Source organism: Hymenobacter sp. M1-2 (assembly GCF_057808495.1).
Map to the genome: position 1 here is coordinate 29,720 of NZ_JBTYZO010000005.1, position 22,758 is coordinate 52,477.

Genomic DNA, 22,758 nt, shown 5'->3' on the forward strand with positions numbered 1-22,758 from the left:
TTTTTGCGTACTTACCCATGTGGCCTAAACCAGAAACCAGTAAGCCGGTGCTCGAAACCCCACCGCCCGTACAGCTTGCGCCTCCTCCGCGCCGGAAAGGGGTTCGGACGCGGCGGGTGCGGGGCATCATCTTTCTGAAAGACGTGGCGGCGTTGAGCGTCACGGCTTTTGGTGGCCCGCAGGCGCACACGGCCATGATGCTGCGCCTGCTTGTAGACAAACGCCGCTACCTTACCTCGGCGGAGTTGCTAGAAATCATGGCGCTCTGCCAATTGCTGCCCGGCCCCACCTCCACGCAAACTATTACGGCCATCGGTTTCCGGCTAGGCGGGCCCAACCTGGCTTACCTTACGCTGCTGATCTGGGCGTTGCCGGCCGTACTCCTCATGACTTCCGCCGGCCTAGCTATGAGCTACCTCAACCGGGAGCAGGTCATGCATCTGGTGCAGTTTATTCAGCCCATTGCAGTGGGGTTCGTGGCGTACTCGGCCTACAAGATTGCCGAGAAGGTGATTCACACCAAAACGTCGGTGGCGCTGATGGTGGGCGCGGCCATGCTAGCCTACCGGTTTCAGTTGCCCTCGGTGCTGCCGTTGCTGCTGCTAAGCGGTGGCCTTATCACCACGTTTCGCTACCGCAAGCACGCCTCCATTGCCGACAAACAGCCGCTCCGTATCGAGTGGGCCAACTTTATGCTTTGGGGCGGGGTGTTTGTGGGGGCTGCCGTGCTAGGCCACTACACGCGCAAGCTGCCCATCTTGCTGTTCGAGAATTTCTACCGCAACGGCAGCTTGGTGTTTGGTGGCGGGCAGGTACTGGCGCCGCTGCTTTTCGCCGAGTTTGTAGAGTTCAAGAAGTATTTGTCGGCCTCCGAATTCCTGTCGGGCTATGGGCTTACGCAGGCTTTGCCGGGGCCCAATTTCGCCTTTGCCTCCTACATTGGGGCGCTGGCTATGCGCGAATACGGGCTCGGCGGGCAAGTGGTGGGAGCCTTAGTAGCGGCGGCGGGTATTTTCATGCCTGGTACGCTGCTTATCTTTTTCCTGATTCGGTTCTGGGACCAACTCAAGCAGTACCGCGTGGTAAAAGCTTCGTTGGAAGGTGTGAATGCCGTATCGGCGGGGTTGGTGTGCGCGGCCGTGTTCCTGCTCTACCATCCTCTCCCCGATACGCCCATCAACCTGACGCTTATCGGCGCTACCTTCTTGGTGTTGCTCTCGGAGAAGATACCCTCCTATCTAATTGTGATGGCTGGTTTGCTGGCTGGGGCTCTGTTTTAGAGCTGAGTGCATAGTGCTTGGTGCTTAGACTACATCTAAGTGTCTAAGTGTGGTCTAAGCACCAAGCACTATGTACCAGGCACTATATACTCAAAACAGCAACTGCTCAGGCAGACGCATGAGGTAGTCTCCATAGCCACTTTTGCGCAGTGGCTCCGCAATTCGGCGCAGCTGGTCAGCGTCGATGAAGCCTTGACGGTAGGCAACTTCTTCGATGGAACCCACTTTCAGTCCTTGGCGCTGCTCCAGCACCCGCACAAATTCACCAGCTTGCATCAGGCTCTCGAAAGTACCCGTATCGAGCCAAGCGGTGCCGCGGCCCAGGATGCCTACTTTCAGCTTACCGCGGCGCAGGTACTCTTGGTTCACATCGGTTATTTCGTATTCGCCGCGGGAGCTCGGCTTTAGGTTGCGGGCAATTTCCACCACTTCGTTGTCGTAGAAATAGAGGCCCGGCACGGCGTAGTTGCTCTTGGGCTGAGCAGGCTTTTCCTCAATGCTGAGGGCCTTGTTGTCGCCGTCGAACTCAACTACACCGTAGCGTTCCGGGTCCTGTACGTGGTAGGCATAGACCACACCGCCGTCAGGATTGTTATTGGCTTTGAGCAGCTCTTGCATGCCTTCGCCGTGAAAGATGTTGTCGCCGAGTACCAAGGCTACTTTATCCTGCCCGATGAAGTCGGCTCCGAGTACGAAAGCCTGCGCCAGTCCGTTGGGCACTTCCTGAATGGTGTATTGAAAGTTGCAACCTAAGCTCTTGCCATCGCCGAGCAGCTTCTGAAACTGCGCCTGGTCGTGGGGCGTCGTGATGATGAGGATGTCCTTGATGCCCGCCATCATCAGAATCGACAACGGGTAATAAATCATCGGCTTATCGTACACCGGCATGAGCTGCTTGCTGACGGCCAGCGTGAGCGGGTGCAAGCGAGTGCCGGAGCCGCCGGCGAGAATAATGCCTTTCATGGTTGAGGATGAGGGATGGAAAGTGGAGATTAGAAGAAACTGGTGTAGAGTGTCTAGCAATCCTACCAGCGTTTCACAACTGCCAGCAACTTGTCGAATGATTGCTCCATAACCTGGCGTCGCGCAACTTTGTATTCTGGGTCGGGGTCCAGCTCATCAATAGTTTCGTCCCATTGAGTCAGCACCGTGTGTCGGCAATCCATGACTAGTTGAGGGTTGAGTCGCTTATCACAATAGTGCTGGCTCAGTATAGTTAGAATTTCTACTGCTGCCATACATCGGTTGCTTTCTTCATCGGCCTCCGCTAGCTCCGGATTTTCTACTACTTCCAGTAGCTTTTCTACCAAAGGGTTGGCAATGTGGCCTAAGTAGTCAAGCGCGTCATCACTATCAAAATTGCCGCTGCCCCAAGTTCCCATTAAGCTCCGTCTGAGTGGCTGTTGATGCTTTTGCGCAACGATTAATTACGTTCGGCAATAAACTCCTCATTGGCCCGAAACCAACTCAGCGTCTGTTGCAAGCCTTCCCGGATACGGATCTGCGGGTTGTAGCCGAGCAGTGTTTGAGCTTTACTGATGTCAGCCAGGGAGTCGCGGATGTCGCCGGGACGGTCGGGGCCGTACTCGGGGGTGATGTTGGAGCCGGCTTCTTCCTTGAGGATGTTGAACAGATCGTTGAGCGACGTACGGTCGGCCACGGCAATGTTGTAGACCTGGTTTACGGCGGCGGGGTTCTGCACCAAGGCGGCTTTGATGTTGGCCTGCACGCAGTTCTCTACGAAAGTGAAGTCACGGGTCTGGCCACCGTCACCATTCATACGCGGGGGCTTGCCTTCCAGCACGGCATCAATAAAAAGCGGAATCACGGCGGCGTAGGCACCATTTGGGTCTTGGCGCGGGCCGAAGATATTGAAGTAGCGCAGCCCAATGATTTCCATGCCATAAGTCCTGCCAAACACATCAGCGTACAGCTCATTGGCGTACTTCGTGACGGCGTAGGGCGAGAGGGGTTTGCCAATTTGGTCTTCCACTTTGGGCAGGGCCGGATGGTCGCCGTAAGTAGAGCTGGAAGCGGCGTACACGAAGCGCTTCACACCGGCTTCCTTCGCGCCTACCAACATATTCACGAAACCGCCCACGTTCACGTCGTTGCTCGTGATGGGGTCGTTGATGGAACGTGGCACAGAACCTAACGCGGCCTGGTGCAGCACCACATCAATTCCCTGGCAAGCATCCACGCAGGCCTGCCGGTCCCGGATGTCGCCTTCGATGACGCGCAGAGCTGGGTTGCTTTCAAACAGCGCCACGTTCTTGCGGAAGCCATTGGAAAAGTTATCGAGCACGCGTACTTCTTTGGCACCGTACTTGAGCAGATATTCCACCAGATTGGAACCAATGAAGCCGGCCCCGCCGGTCACCAGAAAAGCCAGATTATCGAGCGGCTGGTCGTGAAATGGAGTGTTGTACACTTAGTTGATGTGCTGATTGATTGATGTGCTCATGTGCTGGTTGGGTGATGTGCTGGTTCGCTGATTGAGGACGACATCAGCACATGAGCACATCACCCAATCAACACATCAATTACCGTACTGCTGCTGGTAGTAGCTCTGGTAGGCGCCGCTGGTCACGTGCTCCAGCCACTCCGTGTTTTCGAGGTACCAGTCTACGGTTTGCGAAAGGCCTTCCTCGAACGTTACAGACGGTTTCCAGCCCAGCTCGTTCATGATTTTGCTGGAGTCGATAGCGTAACGTAGGTCGTGGCCGGCGCGGTCCGCGACGAAGGTGATGAGCTTGCGCGAGGTGCCCTGCGGCTGGCCGGTTTTTTGGTCCAGCGTGTCGCAAAGCAGGTGAATAAGATCGAGGTTCTTCCACTCGTTCACGCCCCCAATGTTGTAGGTCTCGCCCACTTTGCCTTGGTGGAAAACGGCGTCAATGGCGGTGGCGTGGTCTTTCACGAATAGCCAGTCGCGCACGTTTTCGCCTTTGCCGTACACGGGCACGGGCTGGCCGGTGCGGATGCGGTGAATGGCCAGCGGAATCAGCTTTTCGGGGAAGTGGTTGGGGCCGTAGTTATTGGAGCAGTTGCTCAGCTTCACCGGCATGTGGTAGGTGTGGTACCAAGCCCGCACAAAATGGTCGGAAGCTGCTTTTGAGGCCGAATACGGGGAGCGAGGATCGTAGGCCGTTTCTTCCGTGAACATCTCCGGGCCCATTTCCAGGGAGCCGTACACCTCGTCGGTGCTCACGTGGTAGAAGGTTTTGCCTTCGTAGCCCAGCGGCTTCCACAGGTTCTTGGCGGCATTCAGCAGGTGCACCGTACCTAGCACGTTGGTCTTCACGAAAGCCAACGGGTCCGTAATCGAACGGTCCACGTGCGACTCGGCGGCCAGGTGAATCACGGCGTCGGGCTCTTCGTGGGCAAAGAGCTGGTCCACGAAAGCCTGGTCGGTGATGTCGCCTTTTACCAAGCGGTAGTTTGGCGCATCTTCAATGTCGCGCAGGTTTTCGAGGTTGCCGGCGTAGGTCAGCGCGTCCAGGTTCAGAATCTGATACTCTGGGTACTTCGTGACGAACAGGCGCACCACGTGCGACCCGATGAAGCCGGCCCCGCCGGTGATGATAATTTTCATTTGTTCAAGTGTTGCATTGCTTAATGGTTAAATGGCTGATCGTTCTGTTACTCATTGAACAATCAACCATTTAACACTTCAGCCATTTAGCCATTCAACGACTGTTGCCACTTCCAGGAGCTGGCCAATGCTTCAGCTAAGGTAGCGGTGGTTTTGAAACCTAGCTCGTTCGTCGACTTGGTGACGTCGGCGTAGATGGCGGGCACGTCGCCGGCGCGGCGGGGCCCAATTTGGTAATTGAGCTTTTGGCCGGTGGCTTCCTCGAAAGTGTGAATCACTTCCAGCACCGTGTTGCCCCGACCTGTACCGACGTTGAAGGTTTCCACGGCCGCGCCGTTACCATCGAGCAGCCGCTGTACGGCTACCACGTGGGCTTTTGCCAGGTCTACAACATGTACATAGTCGCGGACGCAGGAGCCGTCGGGCGTGTCGTAGTCGTTGCCGTACACCGTGATTTGCTCCCGAATACCAGCGGCCGTCTGAGTAATAAACGGCACCAGATTGTTGGGCACTCCCAGCGGCAACTCTCCAATACGGGCCGAAGCGTGGGCCCCAATCGGGTTGAAATAGCGCAGCAGAATGGTGCGCAGCTTATTGCCCGGCGCGACGGCCACATCGTTGAGGATGTCTTCGCACATCTGCTTGGTGGCGCCGTACGGTGAGGTAGCTTTCTTGGTCGGCGTCTGCTCCGTAACGGGCAGCTGGTCAGGAATGCCATACACGGTGCACGATGAGGAAAACACCAGCGCCTCCACCCCAAACTCGCGCATCACCGTCAGCAAGGCAATTAGGGAGCCCACGTTGTTCTGGTAGTATTCCAGCGGCTTCTGCACCGACTCGCCCACGGCTTTAAAAGCGGCGAAGTGAATAACCCCGCGCAGGTTGCCTTCCTCAGCAAACACCGCGCGCAAGGCTTCTACATCGTTGCAGTCGATGCGGTGCGCCGGCACTTTCGCGCCCAGAATGGCCTCGATACCATCCAGCACCGACTCCTGCGAATTGCTGAAATTATCAACAATAACCGGCTGAAAACCGGCCTCGTACAGCTCAACTACCGCGTGCGAACCAATATAGCCCGCGCCGCCGGTTACAAGTATTTTCGTGCGTTCCATGGTTAATGGTTTAATGGCTTAATGATTAAATGGTTGGTCGTTCTGACCACTCGTTGAACGACCAACCATTTAACCATTAAGCAATGCAACAATTCAACTTACAGGCTCCAGTACTGCATTTCCTGCACTTTGCCGCGGAACAGGCCTTTGATGTCGACCAGTACGGCGTTGTCGGAGGTGATGGACTGGAAGTAGGCTTCGTCGTGCTGGGTGTAGGGCTGGTGGCTGACGGCGACAATCACGGCGTCGTAGTCGTTGCGCAGCTCGCTGGCGGGAGTCAGGCGGAAGCCGTATTCGTGGTGCAACTCGTCAGAATCGGCGTGCGGGTCCACGATGTCGACGTTCACGGAGAAATTTCTCAGTTCCTGAATTACGTCGGCCACTTTGGAGTTGCGGATATCTTCCACGTTTTCCTTGAAGGTAGCGCCCATCACCAGCACCCGGCTCCGGGCCACGTCCTTGCCCTTTTTAATCATCATCTGCACGGTTTTGCGCGCGATGTAAGCTCCCATGTTGTCGTTGGTGGTGCGGCCCGAGAGTATCACCTTGGCATCATAGCCTAGCTCCTTGGCTTTGTAGGTGAGGTAATACGGATCGACGCCGATGCAGTGGCCGCCAACGAGACCGGGCGAGAATTTGAGGAAGTTCCACTTCGTACCGGCGGCTTCGAGCACCTCGTAGGTGTTGATGCTCATCCGGTCGAAAATCATCGACAACTCGTTCATCAGCGCGATGTTCACGTCGCGTTGCGTGTTTTCGATGATTTTGGCGGCCTCGGCTACTTTAATGGAACTGGCGCGGTGCACGCCCGCATCGACCACCAATTCATAAGTTTTAGCGATAACGTCGAGCGACTCCTCGTCGCAGCCGGCTACCACCTTCACGATGCTGGAAAGCGTGTGCTCCTTATCGCCGGGGTTGATGCGCTCGGGCGAGTAGCCTACTTTGAAGTCCTCGGGAAATTTCAGGCCTGACAGTTTTTCTATCACCGGAATGCAGTCGTCTTCGGTGCAGCCAGGGTAGACGGTGCTTTCAAACACCACGTAGTCGCCCTTCTTGATGACTTTGCCCACCGTAGTGGAAGCACCGAGAAGCGGCTTGAGGTCGGGCTGCGCGTGCTCGTCAATGGGCGTAGGCACGGCCACGATGTAGAAACGGGCTTCGCGCAACGCCTCTAGGGAGTCGGTAAAGGTGATGTCGCAGCCTTCGAAGTCCTTAGTTTCCAGCTCACCGCTGGGGTCTACGTGGTTGCGCATCAACTCCACGCGCTGGGCATTGATGTCGAAGCCGATGACCTGAGTTTTGCGGGCAAACGCGAGGGCAATGGGCAAGCCCACGTAACCGAGGCCGATAACGGCCAGCTTGGCCTCTTTGCGAAGTAGTTGCTCGTACACGATGGGGGGCTTGGGGACTTTAGGCTTGAGGTCTGGGCTGATACGTTACTACCAGAGACTAGAAACTTTACGATTCGGTGCTGATACGGGAAACACGCCCGTCAGTTAACTGATACTGCACGCCGCTCTCAACACAAGCGGCCCGGCCGGCTTCATCAAAAGCCAGCCGGTGGCCGTGGGCACTCATCCAACCCTGTTGGCGGGCCGGATTACCGTACACCAGCGCGTACGGCAGCACGTCTTTCGTGACGACGGAGCCGGCTCCCACGAAGGCATACTCGCCGAGCCGCACGCCGCACACAATAGTCGCGTTGGCTCCGATACTGACGCCACGCTCCAGCACCGTAGGCTGGTATTCGTGGCGGCGCATTACGGCCGAGCGGGGATTGAGCACGTTGGTAAACACCGCCGACGGCCCGATGAAGACGTCGTCGTGGCATTCCACACCGCTGTAGAGACTCACGTTGTTTTGCACCTTCACGTTGCAGCCCAGCCGGACGCCATCGGCCACAAATACGTTCTGGCCCAGACTACAGCCTTCGCCTAGCTCGCAGCTGGGGCTGAGGTGGCTGAAGTGCCAGATCCGGCAGCCGGCGCCGATGCGGCACCCTTCGTCGAGGACGGCGGTTGGGTGCGCGAAGTAGGCAGGAGCGTCAATCATGAAGGGCAGGCAGTTCAGGCGGCAAAGGTAGGGCTTTTGGCCTATGTAGCATATGCTTCAGCCAGGGTCGCCAGCCAGATTCGGGTTGTTACACCGGCTGGCGCAGAGTGTAGCGCGAAGCTCTGGCTTCGCGCGTCGTTGCTGAGGTTGAACGAACGTAACTGCGCCGCACTAACGCTTGTCGTTCAACGAGGCGCGAAGCTGGAGCTTCGCGCTACTGTCAGCAGTGCCTTAACTACGACGCTGTGGCCCGCACCATGCGGTATTTCCCAAACATATCCTGCTGAGCCGCAGCTCCGGCGTAGCCTAGGGCAGTCAGCAGCGCTACCACTTCGGCCGCGTATTGCTCGTTGACTTCAAAGTAAAGCGCTCCACCCGGCCGCAACAGCGTGGTGCCTAGCGCGGCAATGCGGCGGTAGAACAGCAGCGGGTCCTGGTTGGGCACGAACAATGCGGTGGCGGGCTCGTAGTTCAGCACGTTGGGGCGCATCAAAGGCCGCTCATTTTCCAACACGTAGGGCGGATTGCTCACCAGTACATCCAAAGTCTGCGCTAGAAGTCCAGATGGAGCCTGCGTCAGAATGTCGAGTCTCTGGAAGTCGATTTCGCAGCCGTAGCGGATGGCATTGCGCCGCGCTACTTTCAGCGCCTCTGCCGAAACGTCGACGGCTATGACGCGGGTGGGCTGCAATTCCTGGCAGAGCGCCAGCGGAATGCAGCCGCTGCCCGTGCCCACATCCAGCACCGACAGCGCCGGCCGCGCCCGTTGCTCCCGCACAATGAGTTGCACTAGCTCTTCGGTTTCGGGCCGCGGGATGAGCGTGGCGGGCGTTACTTCCAGCTCCATTCCGGCAAAGTGCGCCACGCCTAGCACGTATTGTACCGGCTCGTGGCGCAGCAGCCGCTCCTGAATTTCGCAGAGTCGAGCTGCCACCGGCGCGGGCACTTCTTCGGCGGCTTGCATGCGGCGTTGCAGCGGCGTGAGGCCCAGCAGATGCTCCAGTACCAACCCGGCTATGCTGGCTGCTTCCGGCGACGGGTACACGGTTTCCAAAGCGGTGGCAAGGTTAGTGGTGTGCTGGCGGAGCGTAGGCATAGGGCGAAAGTAGCGCGGAAACCAGTGTTACTACGAGCTGCTGATGAATTCCTACGTAGCCAGACCTTAGGTGCGTCGTTACATACTTGATCTGCTTGGGGGAAGATGTGCGCGGAACGGACTTTCGGATTACTTTCGCTCATGCTCCCGCCCGACTTTGACTTACTGATGATGCGCCGCGCCCTCGACCTGGCTCGGCTCGGCACTGGCTATACCCGGCCCAACCCGCTGGTCGGCTGCGTTATCACCCACGAAGGCCGCATTATTGGTGAAGGCTGGCACCGGCAGTACGGCGGTCCGCACGCCGAAGTGAATGCCGTAGCCGCCGTAGCCGATCCGGCGCTTTTGCCCCACAGTCGCGCCTACGTGACCTTGGAGCCTTGCGCCCACCACGGTAAAACGCCGCCCTGCGCCGATTTGCTCATCGAAAAAGGCATTCCCGAAGTCGTTGTCTGTAACCTCGACCCTAACCCGCTGGTGGCGGGCCGGGGCCTAGAAAAGCTACGGGCGGCGGGCGTGCAAGTCGAGACTGGGGTGCTGGAGGCCGAAGGACGTTGGCTGAACCGGCGCTTCTTCACGTTTCAGGAGAAAAAGCGCCCTTACGTGGTGCTCAAGTGGGCCGAAACGGCGGATGGCTACCTGGCTGGTCCTTACTTTCAGACGGTGTCAATCAGCGGGGAGCTGGCCCGCGTGGCTGTACACCAATGGCGCGCCGAGGAGCAGACCATTCTGGTAGGCACCCGGACCGCCCTGCACGACAACCCGCACCTGACGGTACGCGAGTGGCCCGGCCCCAACCCAACCCGCATTGTCATTGACAAAAACCTGAGTTTGCCGCCCACCCATCACCTCTTCGATGGCAAGCAGCCCACGGTGGTGTACACGTACCGCGAGCGGGCCACCCGCGACAACGTAGGCTACGTGATGCTCTCAGAGGCCGAAGACTTATTTCCGCAGATTTTCAATAACCTCTACCTGCGTAACGTGCAGTCGGTGCTGGTGGAAGGCGGCCCCACGGTGCTCAACTCGCTGCTGAAAGATGGCCTCTGGGACGAAATCCGAGTGCTACGCAGCCCTCACCGAATAGGCGGCGGCGTAGCAGCACCCCGGCCCGGCCTCAGCGGCCTACGCGAACATTCCCGCCTCGGCGACGACGAGTTATTCGTGTATATAAATTAGAGGTAACAAGTGACAGGTGAGGAGGTAACACGTGCCAAATGGCAGGTAGTATGCTTGTTTCTAGCAGGCATCTTCGCTTATCCTGGCCTTTTCACCTCCTCACCTGTTACTTGTCACGTGTTACCTGTTACCTCATCACCTTACTAAAATGGCCGAAGAACTCACCCTTGACACTACGCTCACGAAAGCAGAGCAATACCGCCAACTCTTGCCCCAGATTGAGGCCCTAACCACCGGCGAGCCAGACTTGACGGCCAACCTCGCTAACACTACCGCCGCGCTTCGTCAAGCCTTCGGCTTTTTTTGGGTGGGCTTCTATTTAGTGAAAGGTGACGAACTCGTACTTGGACCGTTCCAGGGGCCTATTGCCTGCACCCGTATCCGGCGCGGCAAGGGCGTGTGCGGCAGCAGCTGGGAGCGGGCCGAAACGCTGCTCGTGCCCGATGTAGAGCAGTTTCCCGGTCACATTGCGTGCAGCTCTGAATCGAAGTCGGAAATAGTGGTGCCGGTGCTGAAAGAAGGCCAAGTAGTAGCCGTACTCGACGTAGACAGCGACCAACTCAACGACTTCGACCACGACGATCAGCAGGCCCTGGAGCAACTGATGCAGTTAGCAGCAACTTGGTTCTGAATCGCGGATTTTGCGGAGGGTAGGATTACGCGGATTTTGGTGATGAGAAGGCGGCCTTTGGTCGCCTTTTGCTTTTCATCTATTAGATATTCCGTTTGATTTTTTTCTCCTGACAGCGCATGGTTATTGCCTATTGATGATATTTTAGTTGAATAATATTCTTAAAACTACTCATACTATGCCACTGGATAGTCGATTTACGCCCATCACCGAAAAGATTATTGGGGCCGCTTTGCAGGTTCATCGAAGCATGGGTAGCGGTTTTCAGGAAGTCATTTACCAGCGTTGCCTAGCTATAGAGATGGAAAAAAGCGGGCTGCTTTTCGTCCGTGAAATAGAGATGCCGTTGTTTTACGACGGCCACGAAGTTGGCCTACGGCGGGTAGACTTTCTAGTGGAAGATAATGTACTGGTTGAGCTAAAAGCTTTAACAGAAATTAATGGCAGTCATCATGCCCAAATCATCAACTATCTCAACGCTTATCAGCTTGAAGTAGGCTTGCTACTAAATTTTGGCGAACCTAGCCTGCGCATAAAACGATTCGTCAAAAGCCAGCAAAGCCGCAAGAAAACGGAGTAAAAACAAAAGGACCCGCTATTCTTCTCCCCCACATACTTCGTTCAAGAGGAGGAGGCAAAATAAAGAAGGCAGCCTTCGGCCGCCCTCTCATCACCAAAATCCGCGTAATCCTATCCTCCGCAAAATCCGCGATTCAGAAAAGACTAGGCGTTTCCGTCTTGAGCTGGGCAATGACGGTTTGGCCGCCTTTCACCTTCTCGCCAATCTGCACTTTCACGTCTGTATCCACGGGCACGAAAATGTCGACGCGGGAGCCGAACTTGATGAAGCCAAACTCCTCACCCTGGCTCACTTCGTCGCCTTCGTTCACGTACCACACGATGCGGCGGGCCATGGCCCCCGCAATCTGCCGGAAGAGCACAAACGGGCCGGCCTCGGACTCTACTACCACGGTAGTCCGCTCGTTTTTGGTGCTGCTTTTGGGGTGCCAGGCCACGAGGTAGTTGCCAGGATGGTACTTGAAGTAGCGCACGATACCCGAAATAGGATTGCGAGTGATGTGCACGTTGATCGGCGACATGAAAATGCTGATCTGCTTGCGTACATCGTCGAAATACTCCGGCTCGTGTACGTCCTCGATTACCACCACTTTGCCGTCGGCCGGCGCCACCAAGAGGTCTTCATTAGTGAACAGGCGGCGGGCCGGGCTGCGGAAAAATTGCAGCAACAGCAAAAACGCAACGACCGATGCGCCCGCGAAAATCTGGTTGAATAACACGTTGCGCGCATTCACGCGAAACAGCAGCAGATTGAGGGCCAACAGGGCCAGCAGCGTAAAGAACAGGATACGTCGTCCTTCTTTGTGGATCTTCATAGAGCACTGATTTGCGCTGCCTACGCTGTGTGCGCGGGTTCAGACACCTTTTTCAGAAACAGAGAACAGTAGGCAAGTAATTCCAGAAGCAGAACGTGCCTGTCCAGACTACACAAAGATAGCCCGAGCCACCGGCCCGGGCTATCGACAACAAATATAGCTAGTTCGGGCACATTGCCCAGATTAACATTCGCTTCCGCAAGCCGCCGCCAAAGCAAATCGAGCAGCGCAGCTGCTAGAAGCCGCCGCGGAAACGGTAGGTCTGGGCCACTTTGTCGATGGCTACCACGTAGGCAGCGATGCGCATCGGCACGTTGTATTTCTGACTGGTGGCGTACACTTTCTCGAAGGCGTCGGACATGATCCGGTCGGCGCGCTCGGTCACCATTTCCTCGGTCCACTTGAAGCCCTGGCGGTTTTGCACCCACTCGAAGTACGACACCGTAACGCCGCCCGAGTTGGCCAGAATGTCGGGCACCACCATGATGCCTTTCTCGTTGATGATGGGGTCGGCAGAGGCGGAAGTAGGGCCGTTGGCGCCTTCTACGATGAGCTTGGCCTTGATGTCGTGGGCGTTGTGCTCCGTGATAACGTCCTCCACGGCGGCGGGCACCAGCACGTCCACGTCGGCCAGCAGCAGGTCGTTGGCGTTGTCCATGAGCTTGGCGCCTTGGAATCCGTCGAGGCGGCCTTTGTGGGCGTTTTTGTAGCTGATGGCCTCGTCGATGTTGATGCCTTCCTCGTTCCAGTACGCGCCGCTCACGTCGGACACGGCTTTGATTTTCACGCCTTGCTCAGAGAGCAGCTTAGCGGCCCAGGAACCCACGTTGCCAAAACCCTGCACCGCCGCCGATACTTCGCTAGGCTCCAGCCCAAGCTTCTTCAGTGCGGCCAGCGCCGACACCATTACACCGCGGCCCGTAGCTTCGGTGCGGCCCAGCGAGCCGCCCATTACCAGCGGCTTGCCCGTCACGACGGCCGGGGAGGTGGCGCCTACCGTCTTCGAGAATTCGTCCATCAGCCACGCCATTTCGCGCGGACCGGTACCCATGTCGGGGGCCGGAATGTCTTTATCAGGGCCGAATACGTCTTTCAGGGCCATGGTATAGCCCCGGGTGAGACGCTCTATTTCGCCGGCACTCATGGAAGTTGGGTCGCAGATGATACCACCTTTGGCTCCTCCGTAGGGCAAGTCAACCACGGCGCACTTCCAGGTCATCCAGGCGGCGAGGGCCTTCACCTCGTCGAGGTGCACGTTTTTGTCGTAGCGAATGCCTCCTTTCGAGGGGCCCAGGATGGTGTTGTGCACCACGCGGTAGCCTTCGAATACGTGCACTTTGCCGTTGTCCATCGTAACGGGAATGTGCACGATAACCTGCTTGTCGGGTGCTTTGAGCACGTCGTAGGTTTCTTCATCGAGGCCCAGGATTTCCGTAGCCACGTTGAAGCGCGACATCATAGATTCCAGGGGATTTTCGGCATCGACGCGGGGAGCCGGTTCTTTGTACACCGTGGTAGCAGCCATACGGGTAAGAGGTTTGGGGGGTGGGAGTTGAAACGAAACGCAGCCGCCAGCGGGGGGAAGCCAGAACTGCGCGCAGGGAACTTGGGGGCCCAAAGGTAGTGGGTTTAGCAAATAAGCAGGCAGCCGATGCGCAGTACTATTCGTGCCATCAGACGCTGGCCGCCACGAGCCGCTTCTTTCCGCTCTTCACCTCCGCAAACTGCCTCCCGTTCCCATTTTGAGGTCTGCGGATGTCCGCAAACGGCATCCTGCGTGCGGGGGAAGGCTTGCGGATGTCCGCAAACCATATCCTGCACGCGGGGAGGCATTTGCGGACATGCACAAAGGGCATCCTGCACGCGGGGAAGCCTTTGCGGACATCCGCAAGCCTCTTCCCGCACGCAGGATGCCCTTTGTGTACTGTGTACTAGTGTAACCTGTCGCCAGGCAGCCTGGCGGCAGTCTTCAGCCGACGCAGTCGGCGCGACTGCCAGCCGCAAAAGCCAAGTCAGTCTTCAGACTGACGATACGAGCCTACCTGGTTTCGCAAGCCGAACGCAGGAGCGTAAATAGCCCTTGTGCTGTCTGATTTCGCAAGTCTGAAGACTTGCCGGGCTTCGTGGCTGGCAGTCCGCGCCGACTGCGTCGGCTGAAGACTGCCGCCAGTGCTGCGCCAGTGCTGGTCAACGCAAGACTGTCGGCCGTTTTACTACCAGCCTCGAAAGCTAGCTAGAAGCTTGAGTAGCGCCAGCACCGGCAGAATGAACAGGAAGGCATCGAACCTATCGAGCAGGCCGCCGTGGCCGGGCATGATGCGGCCAGAATCCTTCACGCCCACGCTACGCTTGAGCATGGACTCTGCCAGGTCGCCGAGCGGGCCAAACACGGCTACCACGGCGGCTACTACGAGGCGGTAATTCAGGGGGATATCGGGCAGCAGGTAGCCAAGGGCCCAGCCCATACCGAGCGTCAGCAGAAAGCCGCCGATGGCCCCTTCCCAGGTTTTGCCGGGCGAAATACTAGGAGCCAGTTTGTGCTTACCGAAAGTTTTGCCGGCAGCATAGGCGCCAATATCGGAACACCACACCAGAAAGAGCAGCGCGAATACGCGGCGGTAGTCGTAGCCTTGCACACTAAACGCTACTACGTTGAGCAGGCTCATAGGCAAGCTGATGTAGAAGAGCCCAAGTAGGGCCACGCCAACGTTGGCAAAAGGCGAAAACGGCTGCTTCTTCCGGGGCCACGCATACATTTCCCGCAGCAACAGAACTACTGGCAACAGAATAATAATGCCGACTGCGGAGAAGCCCAACTGCCGGAAAGTATTCACCATCACCGGCACAGCTTCCGTTGCCAGACTATAGAAGTGCATCAGGACCAGGATGCTGGCAAACAGTACAAGGCTCATCACTACGCCCAGCAGTCCTGCGGGCTTATAGCCCACCGTCCGCATCATGCGGTAAAACTCCATCAGCATCTTGGCCTGCACCAACCCGAAGAACAGCGCGAACGTCCAGACGCTGTACCACACGCTGCCCAGCAACAGCACCGCACCAATTACGGCGAAGATGATGCGCTGCGCGAGGTTGGACATGGGCTTTTTGCCCGGCGTGACGGGTTTGGAAGCAGCGGCGGGAGCAGTATCAGACAAAGTAGAGCGGTAGATTGGGAACGGGTCCGGGGTTGGAATAGGGGCCTATACTACGCCCCCACTTCGCTGGACGAATGTAAAAAGTACTTAACGAGAATCGTTCACATTGGTGAATGCACTGTTCCCGTCTGTGCAATTACGACACATCTATCCCGTCGTGGTTGAGCGTCCGGCCCGTGCGCCGCGCGGCAATGGTTTTCGCAACAGCTGCGCCACGGCCCCCAATAATGCGTATTTCGGTGGGCAGCGGCTCGGTGGTGGGGGCCTGGGTACGTTGGTAGAGCAGCCACAGTCCGGCGCCGGTCAGGACCAGCGAGAAAAGCTGCCACCACCACGGCAGGGCCTGCGTCGATTCAGGGTCGAAGGAGGACACGCCAAAAGCACCCCGCTGCTGCGCGTAGAGCAACCCAAGTTGAAAGGCGTTTTGGGTGAAGTGCGCCGCCATCGGTACTAGGATATTACGGCCCCATTCATACAAGTAGCCCAGCAGCAAACCCAGCACAAAGCGCGGTACAAAGCCGAAAAACTGGAAGTGAATAGCACTGAACGTGGCCGCTGCCAGCCATATCCCCACGTGCCGGGAGCCGGTCCACTGCACGAGGTTGCGCTGCACTACGCCCCGGAACACCAATTCCTCGCTGATGGCTGGCACCACGGCAATGACGAGCAGCCCCACCAAAAACCGCGGCGGCGAGCTGAATTGCGTGAGGTAGCGGGTGAGGTCCTGGGCTCGGTTTTCCATTTCGCGGGCCTGCGCCTCAAGACCTTGCAGGAAACCGGGAAAATGTGCCTTGGCGTTCCACTCAATCAAGCCCGACATAAACGGGACGCTGAGAATAATAAGGCCCGCCGCTGCTAGCAGCCATACCGTTGGCACCGGACGGCGGGGAGCAAAATAGTTGACCCAGGAGTAGCCCGTGAGCCGCGGTAGCGCCAGCGCCGCGCCACCAAAGCCCACGAACAGCAGCACGCCCTGCGCCAGCATCGATACGCCCCAGCCGTTGGGATGCGCGGCGGGCTCATTGGTCACGTTGCCGATTTCGAGCAGGCCCACGCCGAAAAACAGGTTGCCGAGCGCGCCCATCAGAAAGCCGGCTAAGCACATTGCCAGCAGCAGCAGCCCCGCCAGCAGCAGCAAATTGGCAAATGGGTGCAAGCGGCTAGAAACGAAACCTTTCATGCTTTTTGAGTATTGAGTACCGAGTATGTAGTAGTGAGTACTGCGCTACTAAGTACCACAGATGAGAGTAAGTGGCATCCCGTAGACAACCTTTCGTCTCAGTACTCACTACCAACTACTCAATACTAAGTAAGCGACGTAAATTTGCGTAAAATCTGCTAACCCCTCCCATCCGTGGTACACATCCGCGACATTGCTTTGCCCGATTTCCCGTTGCTGCTCGCGCCCATGGAGGACGTGTCGGACCCGCCGTTCCGGGCCGTGTGCAAGGCCAACGGGGCCGATTTGATGTACACCGAGTTCATCTCCTCGGAAGGCCTCATCCGCGACGCCGCCAAAAGCCGCAAGAAGCTCGACGTGTTCGACTACGAGCGGCCCATCGGCATTCAGCTTTTCGGGTCCGACGTGGAAACGATGGGCGAGTGTGCCCGCATCAGCACCCTGGCCGGCCCCGACCTTATCGACATCAACTACGGCTGCCCGGTGAAGCAAGTGGCCTGCCGCGGTGCCGGCGCGGCCCTGCTGCGCGACATTCCCAAGATGGTGGCCATGACCAGCGCCGTAGTCCGCGCCACCCACTTGCCCGTGACCGTCAAAACTCGCCTCGGTTGGGACGACGAAACCAAGAACGTAGAGGAAGTGGCCGAGCGCCTGCAAGACATCGGCATCGAGGCTCTCACGGTACACGGCCGCACCCGCGTGCAGATGTACAAGGGCGACGCCGATTGGCGCCTCATTGCCAAAATCAAGGAAAACCCGCGCATCCGCATTCCCATCTTCGGCAACGGCGACATCGACACGCCCCAGAAAGCCCTGGAATACAAGAACCGCTACGGCGTGGATGGCGTGATGATAGGCCGCGCCAGCATCGGCTACCCCTGGATTTTCCGAGAGGTGAAGCATTACGTGGCGACCGGCGAGCTGCTGGCCCCGCCCACCGTGGAGGAGCGCGTGAACATGTGCCGTATGCACTTCGAGAAGAGCATTGAGTGGAAAGGCCAGCGCGTGGGCATCTTCGAGATGCGCCGCCACTACGCCCAATATTTCCGCGGCCTCGAAGGCGCCAAAAACTGGCGCATGCGCCTCGTCGAAACTGATTCGGTGGACGAAGTGCACGACATCCTCAACGAAATCATTGCCGCCGAGCCCGTGCTGGTAGGCTAAGTTGTAGCGCGAAGCTCCAGCTTCGCGCCTCGTTGCTGAGGTTGAACGACTCGCATGAGGCTGCAACGCTTGTCGTTCAACGATGCGCGAAGCCGGAGCTTCGCGCTACTCTCCTTTATGCCCACCTCCCCTACCCCGGCTGTTACCGTGGCTCCTGCTCCTTCCACCGTCGCGCCCCCGCCGCACCGTATTCCGGCCTCGGCCTGGGTGCTGTTGCTGGTGCTGGCCAGTATTTGGGGCACGTCTTTTATTCTGATGAAGAAGGGGCTGCTGGTGTTTTCGGCGCTGGAGCTGGGCGCGGCGCGGGTGAGCGTGGCGGCGCTGCTGTTACTGCCGTTTGCGGTGCGGCACCTGGGCAAAGTAGACCGGGGCCGCTTCAAGTGGCTGCTGCTGAGCGGCGTGGTGGGTACCCTGCTCCCAGCCTTTCTGTTTGCCTACGCCGAAACCCGGCTGGCATCGGGGCTGGCGGGGGTGCTCAACGCGCTTACGGTGGTGTTTACGCTGGTGGTGGGGGCCGCGCTTTTTGGGCAGAAACTCACGCGCCTGCGGGTGCTTGGTATTACGCTCGGCCTAGTAGGCACGGTGGTGCTGATGCAGCTAGGCGGCAGCGGTGGTGAGGCCACACCTTCCGGCGAAGGCAATGCTTGGTACGGTCTGTATATTGTGCTCGCTACTTTGGGATATGGGGTGAGCATCAACATTATCAAGCACCATTTTCAAGGCATCCAAGCCGTGGCCGTTACGAGTCTACTGCTGCTTTTTGTGGGTGTTCCGGCGTTGCTGTTTTTGCTGTTGGGTACCGAGTTTGTGCACAAGCTTGCCACCGTGCCCGGCGCTTGGCCGGCCTTCGGCTACATTGCGCTGCTGGCTACCATGAGCACGGCCGTGGCGATGGTGCTTTTCAACAAGCTCATCCAAAATTCCACGGCCCTCTTCGCGGCCTCCAATACTTACCTCGTGCCCATAGTGGCGCTGGGTTGGGGACTGCTCGATGGCGAAGAGTTCAACCTCTGGCACCTGCTCGGCATGGCTATTATTCTAGTCAGCGTAGCCATCATTCACCGGGCTAGGTGATTTTTTGATGTGCTGATTAGTTGATGTGCTGATGTGCTGATTGTTTAATGTGCTGATGGGTTGAGGGGCTGATTGGAGTGTAATTGCTCAAACGGCATATCAATCCATATTATACCGCTTCAATACGTCAACACATCAAGGTCTTACACATACACATAGCGGAACGGCTATTAAAAGCCCCGGAGGGGCGACATATCGGTAGTAAAACACTGACACTGAAGAACCAAGCCCCGTAGGGGCGACACAACACCTGTTGAGGTGGTCTGAAAGTGTCGCCCCTACGGGGCTTTAGGTCGTTACAGCAACGGATGACTACCGATATATCGCCCCTCCGGGGCTTCAACCGAACTGGTGGGCGTAAGTGCTAACATCAGCACATCAGCACATCAGCACATCAGCACATCAGCACATCAAAAGCTACGCTGATAGCGCCGTGGGGGTGCCTTCTTTTTTGTGCAGGTAGGCGTTCTGGTTGTGCTCCATGGCGCCCTTCGGCAGCCACTCCCACCACATGCCTAGGTCCTTCTGCACGATTTGCTTGTAGAAAGCCGGCAGCTCCTGCGATTCGCCTTCGAAGTATTGGCGGAAGGCCCGGTCGTGGACCAGATTCTCGCGCACTTGCTTGAAGAAACGGATCCGTCCGTAGCCTTCCGACGACACCGCCCGCATGGTGTTCATCCACTTCGAGGCGCGTGAGGGTGAGGCCATGAAGCGCCGATAAATGGCTTTCTTCGAGAACGTGTACGAGGTCAGGTCGATGACCTTGTCGTAGAAGTCCACCCACTCGTAGTTGGCGGGCTTCACGTTCATGGCCAGGTGGTTGTTGAGAAAGTGGAAAGGAAACGGCAGCACTCGGTTGTTGCGCTGGTAATCTAGGTTGAGTGGGGCCGCCTGGCCGAAGGCGCTCAGCAGCGAGTAGCCGGGGAAAGCCGCCGGCGCCAGGTCCACAAACCGCTTGGTTAGTTCGAACGGCTCATCACCGGCATCACTGTCGAGGCCCAGCACGAAGTTGGTTTGCACATAGGGCACGTACTTGAACATCAGGTTCACGTGCTCGGCAATGCGCTTCACCTTTTCCTCGCCCGCAAAGCGCGAAGTGCGGGACTTATTGCCCAACTCGTACCACGACTCAATACCCGGCAACAGAGCCTCGAAGCCGTGGTGTTGCAGCACTTTCAGGTGCTCCTCGGTGAGAATGGACAAGCTGCTTTCGGCCAGGAAGCGGAAGCTTTTGAGCGGGGCCGCTTCCGCAATAGCGTCCATGGTTTCCCCGAACCGCACCCCGAAGTTGGGGTCGTGCCAGCCAACAACGGGCCTTTTGAACTTGGTGAGCAGGAAGCGCAGGTCTTCCTTGATGATTTCCACGCTCATGGGCTGGTAGTCCACCGTGGCATCGATGCAGAAGGCGCAGGTGTAAGGGCAGCCCACGCTGCCAATCATGGGCACCATTTGCAGCACCGGCGCTTTTTTCAGCGTAGGCTCGATGAACTTCCACCGCTCCCGCACGCCCGGCAAGTGGCTCGGCTGCTTGCCCGCCGACAGCTGTTTTCCTTCGGGCCGATGCGGCATGCAATTGTTCAGCACCTCCTGGATGGTGCCTTGGTTGGTGAACCCCAGCACGTAGTCGAAGTACTGCACGGCATCGTCGGGGTAGCAGCGGGCGTGCGGACCGCCGAGCACCGTAACGGCGCCTTGGCTGCGGAAGTAGTTGCTGAGCGCGTAGCCCAGCAGCGCGGCTTCGGTGAAAGCACTGATGAAGACCAGGTCGACGCCCTTGGGCAGTTCTTTGCGCAGATCTTCTAGTCCGGTATAGCACACGAGCGTTACCTCGTGGCCTTCCTGCTCGCACCAGGTGGCTACCACCTGCGGCATAATACTGGCCAGATTCGCGTGCATCGTGCGGGCCCACAGCGTTGTGGTCGGTCCTTTACAAACCAGATCAATAACGCCTATTTTCAATCGTGCCATGTAGTTTAGAATGGGAAGGGTTAGTATCCTGTTCGGCAAGCTAACCTTTTAAACGGCAGCCAACGGCCGCGAAGACAAGCCGGGAGCCTTTATATTTGTTAGGCTCGTCTATGCCAAACAAGGCAACAGATCCTCAAAAAGCAACCAGCACTCTCCATTGGGCCCATCTGAGAGTGCGCGCCCCAGAACTTCGGGGATGTTCGGACGCCAGAAATTTTCAACCGTGTTCTCTCAAGCCCCAAGCCCAAGGTGCCACGGAGTACCACGCGGCGCACGTCATTCGCTGGCAGCGTGTAGAGCTTGCAGCAGAGCTTGCGACATGCATTCTACCGGCTGCCTTCGGGTTGCTCTTGGGCCTAGAGTTGCACTTGCTGCGGCAAAGCTTCCATCTCGTTTTCTCGACTACCTTTCGGGCTTAATTTCGCCCTGCCATCCCATGATTCGTCGCCTTGAGTTTCCCGCTGATGAAGCCGCCTACCGCGCCCTGCGCCTCGACGGCCTACAGCGCGTCCCAACTGGCTTCCGCATCACGGCCGCCGACGATGCCGCCGCGCCGCGCCAACTCCCCGCTTACGCCCAACATGCAGACCAAGCTATATTCGGCGCTTTCGACAATGCGAGGCTGGTAGGCATCGTGGGCTTCGACCGGGAGCAGCGGGAAAAGATGCGGCATAAAGGCTTGATCTGGGGAATGTACGTGGCAGCCGAGTACAGCGGCCGAGGTATGGGTCGGCAACTGCTGCAAGCTGCCGTAACGTTTGCCCGCACCGTGCCCGGCCTGGAACACGTGCTCCTGACCGTGGTAGCTACCAACGCTAACGCCCGCGGCCTCTACGCCTCCGAAGGCTTCGAAACTATTGGCTTGGAGCCCTGTGCCATCAAATGGGAAGGCCAATATTTCGATGAGGAGACAATGCACTATTCGTTGTAGAAGGCTCTTTCTCTATTCTCGCCCCAGCATTTGCAATCGTCTAGACTCAAAGAAAGCAGCATGTGTAGTACCTGCCAAAAATTATTTAGGAGTGTACTACAAAGTTGTAGTACACTCGAATAAAAAAAGATGGGTGTACTACAAATAAGCTCAGGCTATTTAGGGGTTGTGATTGGACGTCTTACTTGATCTGACGGACGCTAAACCAAGCAGGACGTTCTAACAGTTGCGGTGACTTACTACGAGGCAGCGCTACAGCGAGCCAGCGTGCACGTAAGGCCAGTCGTGAAACCGCTCGGGCAGGTTGAGGTGGACGGGGTGGGCCAGCAGGTAGGCCCGGATGCGGACTAGCTCAGCGGCATCTACTACGGGCAGCTCGTGGAAGCCCGTTTGCCAGAAATCGGTCTCGGGTGGGAGCTGGCCCCGCAATATGCGGCGGGCCTGTGCGGAGGTGCGCTGGTGCAGCAGCTCCAGCGCCTTGTAGAGCGACAACGATGCTCTCGCCGGCAAATGCGCCACCGCGTGCAGGTGATTGGGCAGCAGCACGAAGCACGGCACCCGCAAGCCCTGCTCCTCCAGCATCAGCAGCTCCCCGGCCACGGCCTCGGCAATCTTCTCCTTTTCCAGATAGTTTGGCCCCACCGTTCGAGCATCCAGCAGCGCATCGAACTCCACGAAGAACTTCTTTTCAAGGCGACGCCGCGCCAAGGGCTGATCTGCCTCCGTGGTGCGGGCGGCCTCCTGATCCGCTACTCGCCGCGCATGCAGCTCCCGCCCCGCCCGCGCCGATGGAGCCCGCTAGGCGTAGAGTAAGCAAGACAGTTTCACCAGCCGGCAGCATATGTATCAGGAGTTAACCCAAGTGGCGAAGAATCGAAGCCCCAGCGGGGCGACATATTGGTAGAAAAAATAACTCCAATGTCGAACAAAGCCCCAGCGGGGCGACA

General features: G+C 57.8%; 21 protein-coding genes. 7 read left to right on the plus strand and 14 right to left on the minus strand.

The window, feature by feature from the left end; translation table 11 throughout:
* The first annotated feature begins 17 nt into the window (after positions 1-17).
* The gene (gene chrA / locus ACYSMN_RS06345) at positions 18-1,280 is read left to right on the plus strand and encodes a chromate efflux transporter (RefSeq protein ID WP_488923015.1); all 1,263 of its coding nucleotides are present in this window, start codon (positions 18-20) and stop codon (positions 1,278-1,280) included.
* Between the two features lie 90 nt (positions 1,281-1,370).
* Here chrA and rfbA read toward each other — a convergent pair whose 3' ends face one another.
* From rfbA to prmC, 8 genes are all read right to left on the minus strand, one after another.
* Positions 1,371-2,243: a glucose-1-phosphate thymidylyltransferase RfbA gene (rfbA, locus tag ACYSMN_RS06350; RefSeq protein ID WP_488923016.1), complete on the minus strand. Its 873-nt coding sequence runs from the start codon at positions 2,241-2,243 to the stop codon at positions 1,371-1,373.
* Positions 2,244-2,305: 62 nt separating this feature from the next.
* Complete coding sequence (locus ACYSMN_RS06355; RefSeq protein WP_488923017.1) at positions 2,306-2,662, minus strand: DUF4259 domain-containing protein; 357 nt, start codon at positions 2,660-2,662, stop codon at positions 2,306-2,308.
* A gap of 41 nt (positions 2,663-2,703) precedes the next feature.
* Positions 2,704-3,711 (minus strand): SDR family oxidoreductase, encoded by a 1,008-nt coding sequence (locus tag ACYSMN_RS06360; protein ID WP_488923018.1) that lies wholly within the window; start codon positions 3,709-3,711, stop codon positions 2,704-2,706.
* Between the two features lie 108 nt (positions 3,712-3,819).
* Positions 3,820-4,872: a dTDP-glucose 4,6-dehydratase gene (rfbB, locus tag ACYSMN_RS06365; protein ID WP_488923019.1), complete on the minus strand. Its 1,053-nt coding sequence runs from the start codon at positions 4,870-4,872 to the stop codon at positions 3,820-3,822.
* An 86-nt stretch (positions 4,873-4,958) separates the two neighbouring features.
* The gene (gene galE, locus ACYSMN_RS06370; protein ID WP_488923020.1) at positions 4,959-5,984 is read right to left on the minus strand and encodes a UDP-glucose 4-epimerase GalE; all 1,026 of its coding nucleotides are present in this window, start codon (positions 5,982-5,984) and stop codon (positions 4,959-4,961) included.
* 98 nt (positions 5,985-6,082) lie between these two features.
* Entirely contained in the window at positions 6,083-7,378 is a 1,296-nt protein-coding gene (locus tag ACYSMN_RS06375) for a nucleotide sugar dehydrogenase (protein WP_488923021.1), read from the minus strand.
* Positions 7,379-7,445: 67 nt separating this feature from the next.
* Positions 7,446-8,039, minus strand: coding sequence for an acyltransferase (locus ACYSMN_RS06380; protein ID WP_488923022.1), 594 nt, complete (start codon positions 8,037-8,039; stop codon positions 7,446-7,448).
* Between the two features lie 235 nt (positions 8,040-8,274).
* On the minus strand, positions 8,275-9,135 hold the full coding sequence (gene prmC, locus ACYSMN_RS06385; RefSeq protein WP_488923023.1) for a peptide chain release factor N(5)-glutamine methyltransferase: 861 nt from the start codon (positions 9,133-9,135) through the stop codon (positions 8,275-8,277).
* A gap of 141 nt (positions 9,136-9,276) precedes the next feature.
* On the opposite strand from prmC, the gene ribD reads away from it, so the two are divergent.
* From ribD to ACYSMN_RS06400, 3 genes are all read left to right on the plus strand, one after another.
* A complete protein-coding gene (ribD, locus tag ACYSMN_RS06390; RefSeq protein ID WP_488923024.1) occupies positions 9,277-10,314 on the plus strand; it encodes a bifunctional diaminohydroxyphosphoribosylaminopyrimidine deaminase/5-amino-6-(5-phosphoribosylamino)uracil reductase RibD in 1,038 nt (345 codons plus the stop codon).
* Between the two features lie 148 nt (positions 10,315-10,462).
* Entirely contained in the window at positions 10,463-10,945 is a 483-nt protein-coding gene (locus ACYSMN_RS06395; protein WP_488923025.1) for a GAF domain-containing protein, read from the plus strand.
* A 178-nt stretch (positions 10,946-11,123) separates the two neighbouring features.
* On the plus strand, positions 11,124-11,525 hold the full coding sequence (locus ACYSMN_RS06400; RefSeq protein ID WP_488923026.1) for a GxxExxY protein: 402 nt from the start codon (positions 11,124-11,126) through the stop codon (positions 11,523-11,525).
* Between the two features lie 133 nt (positions 11,526-11,658).
* Here the strand turns inward: ACYSMN_RS06400 and ACYSMN_RS06405 are convergent, their stop codons facing one another.
* The 4 genes from ACYSMN_RS06405 to ACYSMN_RS06420 form a co-directional block, all read right to left on the minus strand.
* Complete coding sequence (locus ACYSMN_RS06405; RefSeq protein ID WP_488923027.1) at positions 11,659-12,339, minus strand: phosphatidylserine decarboxylase family protein; 681 nt, start codon at positions 12,337-12,339, stop codon at positions 11,659-11,661.
* Positions 12,340-12,574: 235 nt separating this feature from the next.
* Positions 12,575-13,864, minus strand: a complete 1,290-nt coding sequence (locus ACYSMN_RS06410) for a Glu/Leu/Phe/Val family dehydrogenase (RefSeq protein ID WP_488923028.1) — start codon at positions 13,862-13,864, stop codon at positions 12,575-12,577.
* Positions 13,865-14,552: 688 nt separating this feature from the next.
* On the minus strand, positions 14,553-15,494 hold the full coding sequence (locus tag ACYSMN_RS06415; protein WP_488923029.1) for a phosphatidate cytidylyltransferase: 942 nt from the start codon (positions 15,492-15,494) through the stop codon (positions 14,553-14,555).
* A 136-nt stretch (positions 15,495-15,630) separates the two neighbouring features.
* Positions 15,631-16,674, minus strand: a complete 1,044-nt coding sequence (locus ACYSMN_RS06420) for a CPBP family intramembrane glutamic endopeptidase (protein WP_488923030.1) — start codon at positions 16,672-16,674, stop codon at positions 15,631-15,633.
* A 174-nt stretch (positions 16,675-16,848) separates the two neighbouring features.
* Here ACYSMN_RS06420 and dusB point away from each other — a divergent pair, with 174 nt between their 5' ends.
* Together dusB and ACYSMN_RS06430 are read left to right on the plus strand one after the other, a co-directional pair.
* Complete coding sequence (gene dusB, locus ACYSMN_RS06425; RefSeq protein ID WP_488923031.1) at positions 16,849-17,838, plus strand: tRNA dihydrouridine synthase DusB; 990 nt, start codon at positions 16,849-16,851, stop codon at positions 17,836-17,838.
* Positions 17,839-17,955: 117 nt separating this feature from the next.
* Positions 17,956-18,912 (plus strand): DMT family transporter, encoded by a 957-nt coding sequence (locus tag ACYSMN_RS06430; RefSeq protein ID WP_488923032.1) that lies wholly within the window; start codon positions 17,956-17,958, stop codon positions 18,910-18,912.
* A 417-nt stretch (positions 18,913-19,329) separates the two neighbouring features.
* Here the strand turns inward: ACYSMN_RS06430 and ACYSMN_RS06435 are convergent, their stop codons facing one another.
* Entirely contained in the window at positions 19,330-20,880 is a 1,551-nt protein-coding gene (locus ACYSMN_RS06435; protein ID WP_488923033.1) for a B12-binding domain-containing radical SAM protein, read from the minus strand.
* A gap of 436 nt (positions 20,881-21,316) precedes the next feature.
* Between ACYSMN_RS06435 and ACYSMN_RS06440 the strand changes: the two genes are divergently transcribed.
* Entirely contained in the window at positions 21,317-21,811 is a 495-nt protein-coding gene (locus ACYSMN_RS06440; protein WP_488923034.1) for a GNAT family N-acetyltransferase, read from the plus strand.
* A gap of 252 nt (positions 21,812-22,063) precedes the next feature.
* Here ACYSMN_RS06440 and ACYSMN_RS06445 read toward each other — a convergent pair whose 3' ends face one another.
* The gene (locus tag ACYSMN_RS06445) at positions 22,064-22,519 is read right to left on the minus strand and encodes a transposase (RefSeq protein ID WP_488923035.1); all 456 of its coding nucleotides are present in this window, start codon (positions 22,517-22,519) and stop codon (positions 22,064-22,066) included.
* Positions 22,520-22,758: the final 239 nt, after the last annotated feature.